Source organism: Stenotrophomonas sp. Iso1 (genome assembly GCF_027497995.1).
In the GTDB taxonomy this organism is placed as follows: Bacteria; Pseudomonadota; Gammaproteobacteria; order Xanthomonadales; family Xanthomonadaceae; genus Stenotrophomonas.
In genome coordinates, this window is record NZ_JAODBT010000002.1 from 719,787 (window position 1) to 732,530 (window position 12,744).

General features: G+C 62.8%; 10 protein-coding genes and 1 pseudogene. 5 read left to right on the top strand and 6 right to left on the bottom strand.

Annotated elements, in window-relative coordinates:
• The first annotated feature begins 6 nt into the window (after nucleotides 1–6).
• Nucleotides 7–1,074: an S-methyl-5-thioribose-1-phosphate isomerase gene (gene mtnA, locus PAN08_RS12175; RefSeq protein ID WP_269791748.1), complete on the top strand. Its 1,068-nt coding sequence runs from the start codon at nucleotides 7–9 to the stop codon at nucleotides 1,072–1,074.
• Between the two features lie 345 nt (nucleotides 1,075–1,419).
• Nucleotides 1,420–4,050 (top strand): annotated as a pseudogene (gene gyrA / locus PAN08_RS12180) (DNA gyrase subunit A); the annotation flags it as partial.
• Nucleotides 4,051–4,252: 202 nt separating this feature from the next.
• Here the strand turns inward: gyrA and PAN08_RS12185 are convergent.
• The 3 genes from PAN08_RS12185 to PAN08_RS12195 all read right to left on the bottom strand — a co-directional run bounded on the left by PAN08_RS12185 (nucleotide 4,253) and on the right by PAN08_RS12195 (nucleotide 6,047).
• Nucleotides 4,253–4,645, bottom strand: a complete 393-nt coding sequence (locus tag PAN08_RS12185; protein WP_269791750.1) for a DUF3037 domain-containing protein — start codon at nucleotides 4,643–4,645, stop codon at nucleotides 4,253–4,255.
• Entirely contained in the window at nucleotides 4,623–5,399 is a 777-nt protein-coding gene (locus tag PAN08_RS12190; RefSeq protein WP_269791751.1) for a HipA family kinase, read from the bottom strand. Before PAN08_RS12190 ends, PAN08_RS12185 begins: the two co-directional genes overlap by 23 nt.
• An 87-nt stretch (nucleotides 5,400–5,486) precedes the next feature.
• Nucleotides 5,487–6,047: an N-acetyltransferase gene (locus tag PAN08_RS12195; protein WP_269791919.1), complete on the bottom strand. Its 561-nt coding sequence runs from the start codon at nucleotides 6,045–6,047 to the stop codon at nucleotides 5,487–5,489.
• 412 nt (nucleotides 6,048–6,459) lie between these two features.
• Between PAN08_RS12195 and PAN08_RS12200 the strand changes: the two genes are divergently transcribed.
• A complete protein-coding gene (locus PAN08_RS12200; protein WP_269791752.1) occupies nucleotides 6,460–7,518 on the top strand; it encodes a DUF1615 domain-containing protein in 1,059 nt (352 codons plus the stop codon).
• A 124-nt stretch (nucleotides 7,519–7,642) separates the two neighbouring features.
• Here PAN08_RS12200 and fabR read toward each other — a convergent pair whose 3' ends face one another.
• On the bottom strand, nucleotides 7,643–8,308 hold the full coding sequence (gene fabR, locus PAN08_RS12205) for an HTH-type transcriptional repressor FabR (protein ID WP_269791753.1): 666 nt from the start codon (nucleotides 8,306–8,308) through the stop codon (nucleotides 7,643–7,645).
• Nucleotides 8,309–8,402: 94 nt separating this feature from the next.
• Between fabR and PAN08_RS12210 the strand changes: the two genes are divergently transcribed.
• Together PAN08_RS12210 and PAN08_RS12215 are read left to right on the top strand one after the other, a co-directional pair.
• Nucleotides 8,403–9,464, top strand: a complete 1,062-nt coding sequence (locus PAN08_RS12210) for a ferredoxin reductase (RefSeq protein ID WP_332840103.1) — start codon at nucleotides 8,403–8,405, stop codon at nucleotides 9,462–9,464.
• A gap of 3 nt (nucleotides 9,465–9,467) precedes the next feature.
• Nucleotides 9,468–10,616, top strand: a complete 1,149-nt coding sequence (locus PAN08_RS12215; RefSeq protein WP_269791754.1) for an acyl-CoA desaturase — start codon at nucleotides 9,468–9,470, stop codon at nucleotides 10,614–10,616.
• A gap of 39 nt (nucleotides 10,617–10,655) precedes the next feature.
• Here the strand turns inward: PAN08_RS12215 and PAN08_RS12220 are convergent, their stop codons facing one another.
• Both PAN08_RS12220 and PAN08_RS12225 read right to left on the bottom strand, forming a co-directional pair.
• Nucleotides 10,656–11,135, bottom strand: a complete 480-nt coding sequence (locus PAN08_RS12220; RefSeq protein WP_269791755.1) for a VOC family protein — start codon at nucleotides 11,133–11,135, stop codon at nucleotides 10,656–10,658.
• Between the two features lie 161 nt (nucleotides 11,136–11,296).
• Complete coding sequence (locus tag PAN08_RS12225; RefSeq protein WP_269791756.1) at nucleotides 11,297–12,565, bottom strand: amino acid permease; 1,269 nt, start codon at nucleotides 12,563–12,565, stop codon at nucleotides 11,297–11,299.
• Nucleotides 12,566–12,744: the final 179 nt, after the last annotated feature.

Below are 12,744 nucleotides of genomic sequence, written 5' to 3' on the forward strand. Positions count from 1 at the left end.
GGCCCGATGAACGACACTGCCCCCATCGATTTCGCCCGTTACGACCACGTCCGCCCGATCCGCTGGACCGGCGAGGCGCTTGAACTGCTGGATCAACGCAAGCTCCCGTTCGTGGTCGAGCATGTGCTGTGCCAGGACAGCGACGCCGTCGCCGAAGCCATTCATGCGCTGACCGTGCGAGGCGCGCCGGCCATCGGTATCGCCGCCGCATGGGGTGTGGTGTTGGCTGCTGCCGAAGTGCAGGCCGACGACGGGGCCGCCGCACTGGAACGGCTGGAGCCCGCGCTGGCCCGGTTGAATGCCTCGCGCCCGACCGCAGTGAATCTGGCGTGGGCGCTGGCGCGGATGCGTCGCGTGCTGTCCGCCGCAGGCGCTGACTGGAAACAGGTGCTGGCATGCGAAGCACAGGCCATTGCCGATGAAGACCTCGCCGCCAACCGCCACATGGGCGCCCTGGGCGCCGGGCTGATCTCCGCCGGCAGCGGTGTGCTGACCCACTGCAACACCGGCTCGCTGGCAACCGCCGGTTTTGGCACCGCGCTGGGCGTGATCCGCGCAGGCAAGGCGCAGGGCCACATCGCGCGCGTGTTCGCCGGTGAAACCCGGCCGTGGCTACAGGGCGCGCGCCTGACGGTGTGGGAGCTGCAGCAGGACGGTATTGACGCCACTTTGATCGCCGATTCAGCCGCATCACATCTGATGAAAACGGGCGCGGTGCAGTGGGTGATCGTTGGCGCTGATCGCATCTGCGCCAATGGCGATACCGCCAACAAGATCGGCACCTACCAGTTGGCCATCGCGGCCCGTCATCACGGCGTCAAGTTCATGGTGGTGGCGCCATCTTCCACGGTGGACATGGGCACCGCTCATGGCGACGAGATCGAGATCGAGCAGCGCGACCCAGGCGAACTGTACGGCGTGGGTGGGGTGCGGACCGTGGCCGAGGGCATTGCTGCTTGGAACCCGGTGTTCGACGTCACCCCGGGTGAGCTGATCGATGCCATCGTCACCGAGCGCGGGGTGATCCTGAAGCCGGACGCAGCGGCGATGCAGGCAGCGTTCGGTACCGCCTGAGGGCGTTGGCTCGGCAGGGTTCTCGTAGCGGCGATGACCCCGCTACGGAGTGGTTTTGCTGGGGCGCGGGCCGGGAGGTAGTGCAGCGTGATCGCGGCACCCGGAGACGGTGGCCCATCGTGATGCCGGGTTTGCTGCCGGCCTGAGGTCGGGTCGACCCGAGGGCGTTTGAAGCTGGCTCCACACCATTCCCTAAGTTCCTGATTTGTTCCGGTAAAAGCCCTCTAAAAGGCGGCAAAAAACGGCTGTTTGTGATAGTATCCGCCGGTTGATCAGAGATTCCGGCGTGGCTGCCCGTGGGCGAGCTTCCGCCGGCTTGGATCGCTACCAGACAACGGAACCCGAATGGCAGAAAACGCCAAGGAAATCATCCAGGTCAACCTGGAAGACGAGATGCGAAAGAGCTACCTCGATTACGCCATGAGCGTGATCGTGGGGCGCGCACTCCCCGATGCTCGCGATGGCCTCAAGCCAGTCCATCGCCGCGTCCTGTTCGCGATGAGCGAGCTGGGTGCGCACAGCAACAAGCCGTACTACAAGTCGGCGCGTATCGTCGGTGACGTCATCGGTAAGTACCACCCGCATGGCGATCAGTCGGTGTACGACACGCTGGTGCGTTTGGCGCAGCCGTTCTCGCTGCGCTACATGCTGGTGGATGGCCAGGGTAACTTCGGTTCGGTCGATGGCGACTCCGCCGCGGCGATGCGATACACCGAGGCGCGCATGTCGCGCCTCGCGCATGAGCTGATGGCCGACCTGGAGAAGGAAACCGTCGATTTCCAGCCTAACTACGACGAAAAGGAGATGGAGCCGAAGGTCATGCCGACCCGGTTCCCGAACCTGCTGGTCAATGGTTCGGCTGGTATCGCAGTGGGCATGGCGACGAATATCCCGCCGCATAACCTCACTGAATCCATCAATGCCTGCATCGCGCTGATCGACGATCCGTCGATCGACGTGGATGCCCTGATGGAATTCATCCCGGGCCCGGATTTCCCGACTGCCGGCATCATCAATGGCACCGCCGGGATCATCGCCGGTTACCGCACCGGCCGTGGCCGCGTGCGCATCCGTGCCAGGGCGGATATCGAAGTGGCCGACAACGGCCGCGAATCGATCATCGTCACCGAGATTCCGTACCAGGTGAACAAGGCGCGGTTGATCGAGAAGATCGCCGAGCTGGTCAAGGAAAAGAAGCTCGAAGGCATCAGCGAGCTGCGCGATGAGTCCGATAAGGACGGCATGCGCATTTACATCGAAATCAAACGCGGTGAATCGGCCGAGGTTGTGCTCAACAACCTTTACCAGCAGACCCAGATGGAGTCGGTGTTCGGTATCAACATGGTGGCGCTGATTGATGGCCGCCCGAAGTTGATGAACCTCAAGGAGATGCTGGAGGCGTTCCTCCGTCATCGTCGTGAAGTTGTCACCCGCCGCACCATCTTTGAACTGCGCAAGGCGCGTGCACGTGCGCACGTGCTGGAAGGCCTGACCGTTGCGTTGGCCAACATCGATGAAATGATCGAGTTGATCAAGACGTCGGCCAACCCTGCCGAAGCCAAAGAGCGCATGCTCACCAAGGTGTGGGCGCCGGGCCTGGTGGGCTCGTTGTTGGCCGCCTCGGGTGCGGAAGCATCGCGTCCGGAAGATCTGTCCAAGAGCATTGGCCTGGTCAATGGCAACTACCAGCTCAGTGACGTCCAGGCGACGCAGATCCTCGAAATGCGCCTGCACCGCCTTACCGGGCTGGAGCAGGACAGGCTGACCGAGGAATACAAGGTACTGCTGGAGGTCATCGCAGGCCTGATCCGCATTCTGGAAAACCCAGATGTGTTGCTGCAGGTCATCCGCGAAGAACTGGAGAACGTGCGTTCGGAATTCGGGGATGCCCGCCGTACCGAAATCCGTCACAGCGAAGAAGATCTCGACATCCTTGACCTGATCGCGCCGGAAGACGTGGTGGTCACGCTGTCGCGTGCGGGTTACGTCAAGCGTCAGCCGGCCAGTGCCTACCGCGCACAGCGTCGCGGTGGCCGTGGCCGCAGCGCAGCGGCGACCCGGGACGAGGATTCGATTGAGCAGCTGTGGCTGGTCAATACGCACGACACATTGTTGACTTTCACCAGCTCGGGCAAGGTGTTCTGGTTGCCGGTGCATCAGTTGCCGGAAGCCGGCTCCAATGCGCGTGGTCGCCCGATCATCAACTGGATCGCGCTGGAAAATGGGGAGCGCGTGCAGGCCGTGTTGCCGGTACGCGAGTACGACGACAGCCACTACGTGTTCTTCGCCACCCGCAACGGTACGGTCAAGAAGACGCCGCTGAGCGAATTTGCGTTCCGTCTGGCGCGCGGCAAGATCGCCATCAACCTCGACGAAGGCGATGCGCTGGTTGGTGTCGGCCTTACCGATGGTGAGCGCGATGTGCTGCTGTTCGCGTCCAACGGCAAGACCGTGCGCTTCGGCGAGGACAAGGTCCGTTCGATGGGCCGCACCGCTACCGGTGTGCGCGGTATCAAGATGGTCAAGGGTGAAGAAGTTGTCAGCCTGATCGTGGCCGAAAGCGCCGGCGGCGTTGAGGACGAGAACGAAGACGAAAGCAGTGTCGTCGAAGAAGTGGTGACCGATGGCGGCGAAACCGTCGACAACGGCGCCGATGATGCGGGTGCTCAGTACATCCTCACCGCGACCGAGAACGGCTATGGCAAGCGCACCCCGCTGGCCGATTACCCGCGCAAGGGTCGTGGCACGCAGGGTGTTATCGGCATCCAAACCAGTGAGCGCAACGGCAAGCTGGTCAGCGCAGTACTGGTGAGCAATGCCGACGAGGTGATGTTGATCTCCGATGGCGGCACGCTGGTGCGTACTCGCGGTTCGGAAATCTCGCGCGTTGGCCGCAACACCCAGGGCGTCACCCTGATCCGTCTGTCCAAGGGCGAGAAGCTGCAGGCGATTGAGCGCCTGGATGCCTCGCTGGATCTTGGCGACGATACGGATGGCGAGGCTGACGTGGTTGTGCAGGACGCAACGCCGGCACCGGCGGCGCCCGAAGCCTGATTGTTACTGCAGTTGAAATGAGAAAACGCCGGCTAAGCCGGCGTTTTTTTTGGCTGACCCTCACTGGAGCATGGCTCCGCTCCGCAGAGGATTGTTCGCGGATATCGGGATGCCAGCGCTGCAATCAGCGCGGCGTACGCACCATGCGCTCGAGCAGGTGCTCGACGATGCCTGGGGGATTGGCTGTACGGCCTACATGGGTTACCGACATCTGCACCACTGAGCTGCGCTTGGCCGTCAGGAAATGAAAGCGTGCGCGTGGAGGCAGCTGGGCGATGGGGCCAGCGTCGGGCCGGCCTTCGCAGATGGCGACGATCGCATCCAGCCACGGTTGCAACGATTCAATATCCAGCTGCGGCGCGAACGCCTGCATGCGAACGGTGTCGATCTCGATGGCTGCTTGCAGGTGGCCCGCGCTGGGGCAGGAGACAATCACCCCGACGTTGATGAACTCCTCGCGCTCCACCCGCGGTACGACGCGGATCACCGCGTAGTCATAGGTGTGCAGCGTGGGCACGGATGGCCTCCTGTACGAATGCTTCGCGCAGCTGTAGGCGGCGCTTGAGGTAGCTGGAATAGGCTTGGCGGTACGCGTCGGCATTGGTAAATGCGGGTTCGTTCTGCAGCCAGCTTTCCGGGATGTCGGCTACCGTCGCATCGATCACCGCGTCGGTCAGGACAGGTGCCAGTGCTGCATCGGCTTCGGCAATCGCGCTGGCGAACGGCAGCAGCACATGGTCGCGTATCAGTTTGAACGGCTTGCCGCAGGCCTCGCCGGCATTTTCCCAGTCATGGTGGAAATACAGCGCGGCACCGTGATCGATGAGATACAGCTTGCGGTGCCACACCATCAGGTTGGGATTACGCGCGGTGCGGTCGACGTTGCTGGTGAAGGCGTCAAACCAGACGATGCGCGAAGCCAATTCGGCATCCGGCTGCATCGCAGCGGGGTCGTAGTTGAGCGCGCCGGGCAAATAGTCGCTGCCCAGATTGATGCCTTCGCTGGCGCGGATCAGATCCTGGATTTCCGGGTCCGGCTCGGTACGTGCGAACTCGCGGTCCAGCTCGACCAGCGCCATGTCCGGCATGGGCAGGTGAAGTGCTTGCGCCAGTTTGCCGACCACCAGTTCGGCGATCAGCGCTTTGGGGCCTTGGCCAGCGCCGCGGAACTTGAGTACATACATGCCGTCGTCATCGGCTTCGATGACCGCAGGAAGTGAGCCACCTTCGCGTAGCGGGGTGATGTAGCGGGTCGCATGTACAGTCTTCACTGCTGGCAGGCCGTTACGGGAAAGGTGACAAGCCTAGCGCAAAGCCGTGAATGCAGGCTTCTTGCGGGCCGGCCAAGCGGACCAGTATCAGGCGGTGGCCTCGAAGGCATCGTGGTAGCGCACCTGCGCAATGGGTGGTTCGCCGCTGAACGACAGTAGTTGGAAGTACTCGGCCGGTACACCGGGCAGCGCCAGTGCAGGGTTGGCTTTGAAGCCGAAGCGGGCGTAGTACGCCGGCTCACCCAACAGTACGCAGCCTGCACTTCCCAGGGTTTGCAACCGCGCGATTGCAGCCCGCATCAGCGCCGAACCCACGCCTTGTTGCTGATGGGTTGGCGCCACCGATATCGGCCCCAGCCCGTGCCAGCCAACGTCGCCGGAAGAAAGTGTCACCGGCGATACCGCGACATGGCCGATCACCTCATCGTCCTTCAGTGCGACCAGCGATAGCGTCAGTTGGCCGGCATCGCGCAGTGCGGTAACGATGAACTGTTCGGTATGGCTGGAGTAGGGCTGATCGGCGAACGCCGCTTGGGTGATGCGGTGGATCGCTTCGATGTCGCCGGGCTGCTCGTCGCGTATCAGTAGTTCGGTGTCGCTGGGTTGGTGGTCGTCATCTCTGCGGGACAGATGGGTCGGCTGGGACATCAGAGTCATTCCGGCAAGAAATATGGCGGTCATGATGCGGGCAACCAGCGGGGAATGCGAGAGCAGGGTGATTCGCAAGCTGCGTAGTGGGCGTCGCTCGTACCAGGTACCGTCAGCCATGTGGTCCATTGCTTGGGATCAAGCGTGGTGAACATCCATTCGAGCCGGATCTAGCCGACAGCCAGCCACAACAGGTACCGTTGTTCGCGCAGCGCGTTCCAGCCCGCAATCAACGACAGGCCGAGCAGTGCGACATGGTGGGAACAACGAATGCGACGTCCTGCGCTGCGGTGGCGTGCAAGGCAACCAAGCCACTCAGGTGGATCAGGAGTAAGGCGTGAAATACATGAGCAGTGGCACAGGGTTGGGCGGGGCGGGGTGTGCTTCAAAACGGGCGCGCGGACCATTGCTCATGCTGGTGCTGCTGACGATGGCCGGTTGCAACACCGTGCCTCAGGCGCCTGCTGGACCGACGCAGGATGTACGGGCCGAGATCGAACGACGCATTCCGGCCAAGACGCCAGACCGCGACGGCTGGGCGGCGGACATCCAGACGGCGTTCACGGCGCAGCAGATCGAGCCCAATGTGGAGAACATCTGCGCGGTGCTGGCGGTGATTGAACAGGAATCAGGGTATCGGGCCGATCCGCAGGTGGCCAACCTGCCGCAGATCGCGCGACAGGAAATCCGTCGCCGTGCATCTGCAGTGCGTGTCCCCGGTTTGGTGGTGGATGCGGGTTTGAAGATACGGGCGCCAGACGGCATCAGTTATGGCGACAAGCTCGCCCGCGTGCGTACCGAGCGCGATCTAAGCCGTTTGTACGAAGAAATCATTGACCGTCTGCCGATGGGCAGGCGCTTGTTTGCTGGCAAGAACCCGGTGCAGACCGGCGGTGCGATGCAAGTCGGCATTCCCTTTGCGCAGACGCATGCGCAGGACTATCCGTATCCCGTGCAGAGCAGCATCCGCGACGAAGTGTTCAGTCGTCGTGGCGGCGTCTATTTCGGCACGCTGCACCTGCTGGGCTACCAGACGCCATACACGCGCAAAGTGCATCGCTTCGCTGACTACAATGCGGGTTGGTATGCCAGTCGCAATGCGGCGTTCCAGAGTGCGATGGCGCTGGCGGCCAACACCACGCTGGAGTTGGACGGCGACGTGCTGGTGCCGGACGCTGCGTTGGACAAGCCGGGGCAGACCGAGCGTGCCGTGCGTTCGCTGGGGCCGCAACTGCGCATGGATGAGCGTGCGATACGACGTGCCCTGGAGCAGGCCGATACGTTGGCTTTCAATGAGAGTGAGCTGCATCAACGCGTATTCGCCCTTGCCGAGGCGCGGGCTGGGCATGCACTACCGCGTGCCGTGATTCCGGGCATTCGGTTGAATAGCCCGAAGATCACACGGGAACTGACCACCGAGTGGTTTGCCAATCGTGTGGACGAGCGGTATCGGCAGTGTCTGGTGCGGTGAGGTGTGACTGCGGCGGTTGTTTCGCCGCCTTGCACCTGCAGGCCCGTTTTTTTTCGCGAAGACGGCAATTGCTGCCGTTCTAAGTGCCTGCTCTGCAGTCCTTGCGACCGTATTGCACCGACCGTTATTCCGTGCGCTGCGGATGCCGAGCCAGTGCGCGTGAGCCGGTGATGATCATGCGGATCATCTGCGACATCTGTTCAATCAGTTCCGGATCTTTTTCTTCCGGCAGATCCATTGCCATGCCACCCATGGCGAAGATCAAGCGCGTGATCGCTTTGGCTGCCAGTGCTGGCTCATACAGGGTGGCGTTGTCGAGCGCGGCCAAGCGCACGAGGTCCACTTTGAGCTCGTCCTCGAAATACACCAGCTCACGGTCCACCGCCTCTTTGAACGCGTCGGAACCTGCGGTGCCTTCGCGCAACAGCACATGCATCAAGCGGTCGTCAGCGCGCAACTGCTCCATGAAGGTTTCAACAGACAGGCGGATAACGCCGCGATTGCTGTCGGCCGCGCGCAGCCGCGCCTGGCCAATGATGGTGCGCAGCGAGCGTCCGGACAGATCAATCAGCGCAACCGTCAGTTCATCCATGTCACGGAACTGGCGATAGAACGAATTGGGAGCGATGCCGGCTTCGCGTGCCACTTCGCGCAGGCTTAGCGTGGAAACACTGCGGTGCGGGCCGATGAGGGCGAGCGCAGCGGCCAACAGGTCGTCACGCGAGATCGAGGCCTTGCGCGCGGGGTGCAGGTCGTCTGGTGCGGCGGTGGGCTGGTCGCGGGTGCTCATCACGGCTCGGGTGGTCAGGTCGATGAATCATAGCCTGTGTTGCGTATATACAGCTGTATACACAGTCGTATGCTCGCCCGTATAGTTCGTCCCCATGAGTGCCGTCTACCGCAATACCACCCCGCCCACGATTCCCTGGTTGAGCGAGGGCTTCTTCGATTTCTGGTCGTCCCGGGTACATCCGCTGTGGACGTTGCGGCGGCCGTTGGCGCGTTTGGTCTCGCGTAGCGCTGCCAGCGCCGATGCGGTCACCCTGGAATTGCAGCCCAATCGCCACTTCCGGGGGCTCGCCGCCGGCCAGCACATCAATCTGGGTGTCGAGGTTGAGGGCCGCTTGGCGTCCCGCAGTTTCAGCCCCACGCTGCTTCCGAACGGCCGCTTGGCGATTACCGTCAAGGCGGTTGCGGGTGGCAAGGTCAGCAATCATCTGGCGCGTGGCGCCGCTATCGGTGAGGTATTCGCGCTGGGCCAGGCGTTCGGCGACATGACGGTGCCGACGGATACGCCGCAGCGTTTGTTGCTGCTGGCAGCCGGTAGCGGAATCACCCCGATGCGGGCACTGCTGCGACAGCTGGATGCACAGGGCATGCGCGCACCGGTGGAGCTGCTGTACTGGGCGCGACGTCGCGAGGAGTTGTGCTTCGTCGATGAATTGAAGACGTTGGCCAGCCGCCATCCCAATTTCCGTTTGCAACTGCTGCTGACTCGCGATCCGCAGACACCGGATGCGCGGATTGATGCGCATGACTTTGCAGGCACTGCTGCGCTTGATGCCACGCGCGTACTCGCCTGTGGCCCCGGCGGCTTTGTGGAAGCTGCACGTCAGCGTCTGCAGGGGCAGGCGGCCAGCTTTCAAAGCGAGGCGTTCAGCCTGCCGCAGCTCCCTGCTCAGGAAGAAGGCAGCGTGCAGGTTCAGTTGTTGCGCAGTGGCCGCACGCTGACTGTGCCGCGTGGCACTGCCTTGCTGCAGGCGCTGGAAGCCGAAGGCATTCAACCGGCCAGCGGTTGCCGCATGGGCATCTGCAATACCTGCGTGTGCGGCAAGGTCTCGGGCATCACCCGGCACGCGCTTACCGGCGATTACGCCGATGAGCCCTCCACTCCACTGAAGCTGTGTGTCAACAGCGCCAGTACCGATCTCGCCCTGGAGCTGTAACCGATGCCTTCCGTGCACAACCGGGCGTTGTCGCCCGCTCAATTGCAGAATTTTGGTGATGAGCTGGACGCATTGCGCGCCCGTCACCAGGCCACGCTGGGGGCCAACGACGCACGCTACATCCGCAGAGTGGTCGCTGCCGTGCGTTGGTGTGGCGTTGCTGGCCGAGCGCTGCTGTTTCTCGGCGCGTTCGTACACAGCGTGTTGGTGCCAGCGTGGATTGCCGGTGTGCTGTTGCTGGCGCTGTCGAAGATTCTGGAAAACATGGAGCTGGCGCACAACGTCATCCACGGCCAGTACGACTGGATGGGCGACCCGAGCCTGCAGGGAAAGAACTACGAGTGGGATATCGCCGGTACGTCGGAAAACTGGCGCAAGACCCATAATTTCCGCCACCACACTTACACCAACGTGCGTGGTTTGGACGATGACATTGGCTATGGGTTGCTGCGCATCTTCCCCGAGCAACGCTGGCAGCCGCTCTACCTGTTACAGCCATTCGTGGCGGTCATTTTCGCGCTGCTGTTTGAATGGGGCATCGCCATACAGGATCTGCGCGTGGGCCGGCTGCTCGCTCGCAAGGTGACGTTGAAGCAGCTGTGGAAGCAGGCCAAGCCAGTGCGCCGCAAGGCGCTCAAGCAGGTGCTGAAGGACTATGTGCTGTTCCCGGCGTTGGCTGGCCCGTTCTTCCTGCCGGTGCTGCTGGGCAATGTGGCGGCCAATGTGATCCGTAATGTGTGGACGTACGTGGTGATCTTCTGCGGGCATTTCACCGCGGATGCGGAAACGTTTCCCAAGGATTGCGTCCGCAATGAAAGCCGAGGGCATTGGTATCTGCGCCAGCTGCGAGGCTCGTCCAATATTGCCGGTGGCAAGGCGATGAACGTGATGACCGGCAATTTGAGCCACCAGATCGAGCACCACTTTTATCCCGACATTCCCGCCAATCGCTACGCCGCGATGGCAGTGGAAGTGCGCGAAATCTGCGAGCGTTACGGCCAGCATTACAACACTGGCTCATTGCCGCGCCAGTTCGGTCAGGTGATGTGGCGGATCGTGCGGCATGCATTCCCGAGCAGGCCATCCCCGGCACGCCCGTTGGTGGCCCAAAACAAGGAAGGCGCCGAGCCGCTGGAAGGGCAGGCCGCCTAGCGGTCATGCCCGGGCGGCGCCGCGAATCCAGTGGCTGCCTTAGCCGCGTACTGCGGCTTCTATCGCGGCGACATCAATTTTTGTCATGCCCATCATGGCCTCGAAGGCGCGCTTGGCTATGGCGGGGTCAGGGTTGGTGAACGCCGCGGTCAATACACGCGGGGTGATCTGCCACGACAGACCCCATTTGTCCCTGCACCAACCGCACGCACTTTCCTCACCGCCGTTTTCGACGATGGCGTTCCATAGACGGTCGGTTTCAGCTTGGTCGTCGGTGGCCACCTGGAACGAGAACGCCTCGGTGTGCTTGAACGCAGGCCCACCATTCAAGCCCAGGCAGGGGATGCCCATCACGGTGAACTCCACTGTCAGCGGATCGCCTTGTTTGCCAGCGGGAAAGTCACTGGGTGCACGGTGCTCGGCCAGCACCTTGCTGTCCGGAAATGTGGCGGCGTAGAAGGTGGCAGCTTCCAGGGCATCGCCGTTGAACCAGAGACAGATCGTGTTCTTGCTGAGCATGACGTTTCTCCCGAATGGACGGCCTGCATAGCACGCCAAACATTCAGGCATCGTGGTCAAACTGCCAAGTTGCCAGGCGCTCGCGTTCATGCCAGCGCTGCAACCACGCGGGTTCAGTTGGCTGAATTCACTGCGTGGTTTTGCGCGAGAGCGTCAGGCTTTCAGGCGCGGCGCAGCCAGAAGTAAATCGGCAGACCCGCGATGATCAGGCCCACGCCCCACAGCAGCGCCTCGGTGCCGATACCGCCGATGGCATACACGCTGAAAGCCAAGGCGCCGGCAGCGGCAATGCGCGATGGAATGCCACTGCCACGCCATAGCCACGCCGCAGCACCCGCCAGATAGGGGAGCAAGGTGGCGGCTGTGGAAAGCAGCACCGAGAACTTGAACAGGTCCACCAACGAGCGGTTGTAGTTGCAGATCACCAGCACAGTGGCCAGCAGGCAGCTGACGATGACGCCGAAGGCAGGTGCGCCACGCTTGTTGGCGCGGGCGAAGGCGCGCGGCAAAACGCCATCGCGTGCGGCGGCCATTGGCAGTTGTGCCGACAGCAGGGTCCAGCCGTTGAGTGCGCCTACGCAGGAGATGGCCATTACGACTGCGAGCAATTTGCCAGCAGTCGGGCCCCATAGCGCGGCGGCAGCATCGGCCATTGGCGCACCGGAATTGGCCAGCACATCGGCCGGCAGTAGGCCCAGCACGGTGGTACACGCCAGTACCGTCGCGACGCCGGCAATCGCGGTGCCGGTGACGGTGGCGCGGGCGATGGTGCGCGGCGCGTCATCCACGGATTCAGCCGGCACAGTGGCGGCTTCCAGGCCAATCATGGCCCACAAGGTCAACGCCACGGTGGCACCGGCCACGCTGCCCAGGGATTCGCCGCTGGGGTTGAACGGTACGTAATGGCTGGTGTCGATGAACCACAGCGCTACCAGTCCAAACAACAGCAACGGCACCACCTTGAGTACGGTGGTCAGCAGTTGCAGGCGGCCGGCTTCGCGCACACCGATGAGGTTGACGCCAGCACACAGCCACAACGCCACCAGCCCGCAGGCGGCGGCGCTTACCGGTGTTGCGGTGAGCGCGGGGAAGATGGCACCGATGCTGCCGGCGAAGGCCACCGCGATGGCGGCGATGGCGCACCACATCGATATCCAGTAACTCCAGGCCACCAGAAAGCCGGGCAGTTCACCAAAGGCGTTGCGGGCGAACACATACGGGCCACCCGTCTGTGGCCAACGCTTGGCGAGCTGGGCGAAGGTGACCGCCAGCAGCAAGGCACCACACAAAGTGATACCCCAGCCGATAAGGGTGGCGGCGCCATAGGGAGCAAGGGTGGCCGGCAACAGGAAGGTGCCTGAGCCGATCATGCTGCCCACTACCAGGGCGGTGGCGGACCAGAAGCCCAGTGGGCGGCGTGAATTCGTCATGGTTACAGCAACGGCAAGGGTCATGCGGCGGCGCAGGGTGCACCGGGCGGGACGGGAACGGGGGCGGCAACTGTCCTGAACGGATGGCTGCAGAATTGGGGAATTATGACGGTTTGCCGGCCCGGCGGCGATCCCGGTTGTGGGTAGTGACCTTTGGCCCTTTTTTTTAGCCAGTTGGG

Bases quoted from the DNA above. Each gene is read 5' to 3' on its own strand.
- fabR (WP_269791753.1), bottom strand. From the start codon at position 8,308: ATGAGCACCCGCGACCAGCCCACCGCCGCACCAGACGACCTGCACCCC.
- mtnA (WP_269791748.1), top strand. From the start codon at position 7: ATGAACGACACTGCCCCCATCGATTTCGCCCGTTACGACCACGTCCGC.
- PAN08_RS12195 (WP_269791919.1), bottom strand. From the start codon at position 6,047: ATGTCCCAGCCGACCCATCTGTCCCGCAGAGATGACGACCACCAACCC.
- PAN08_RS12220 (WP_269791755.1), bottom strand. From the start codon at position 11,135: ATGCTCAGCAAGAACACGATCTGTCTCTGGTTCAACGGCGATGCCCTG.
- PAN08_RS12200 (WP_269791752.1), top strand. From the start codon at position 6,460: ATGCTGGTGCTGCTGACGATGGCCGGTTGCAACACCGTGCCTCAGGCG.
- PAN08_RS12210 (WP_332840103.1), top strand. From the start codon at position 8,403: ATGAGTGCCGTCTACCGCAATACCACCCCGCCCACGATTCCCTGGTTG.
- PAN08_RS12215 (WP_269791754.1), top strand. From the start codon at position 9,468: ATGCCTTCCGTGCACAACCGGGCGTTGTCGCCCGCTCAATTGCAGAAT.
- PAN08_RS12225 (WP_269791756.1), bottom strand. From the start codon at position 12,565: ATGACGAATTCACGCCGCCCACTGGGCTTCTGGTCCGCCACCGCCCTG.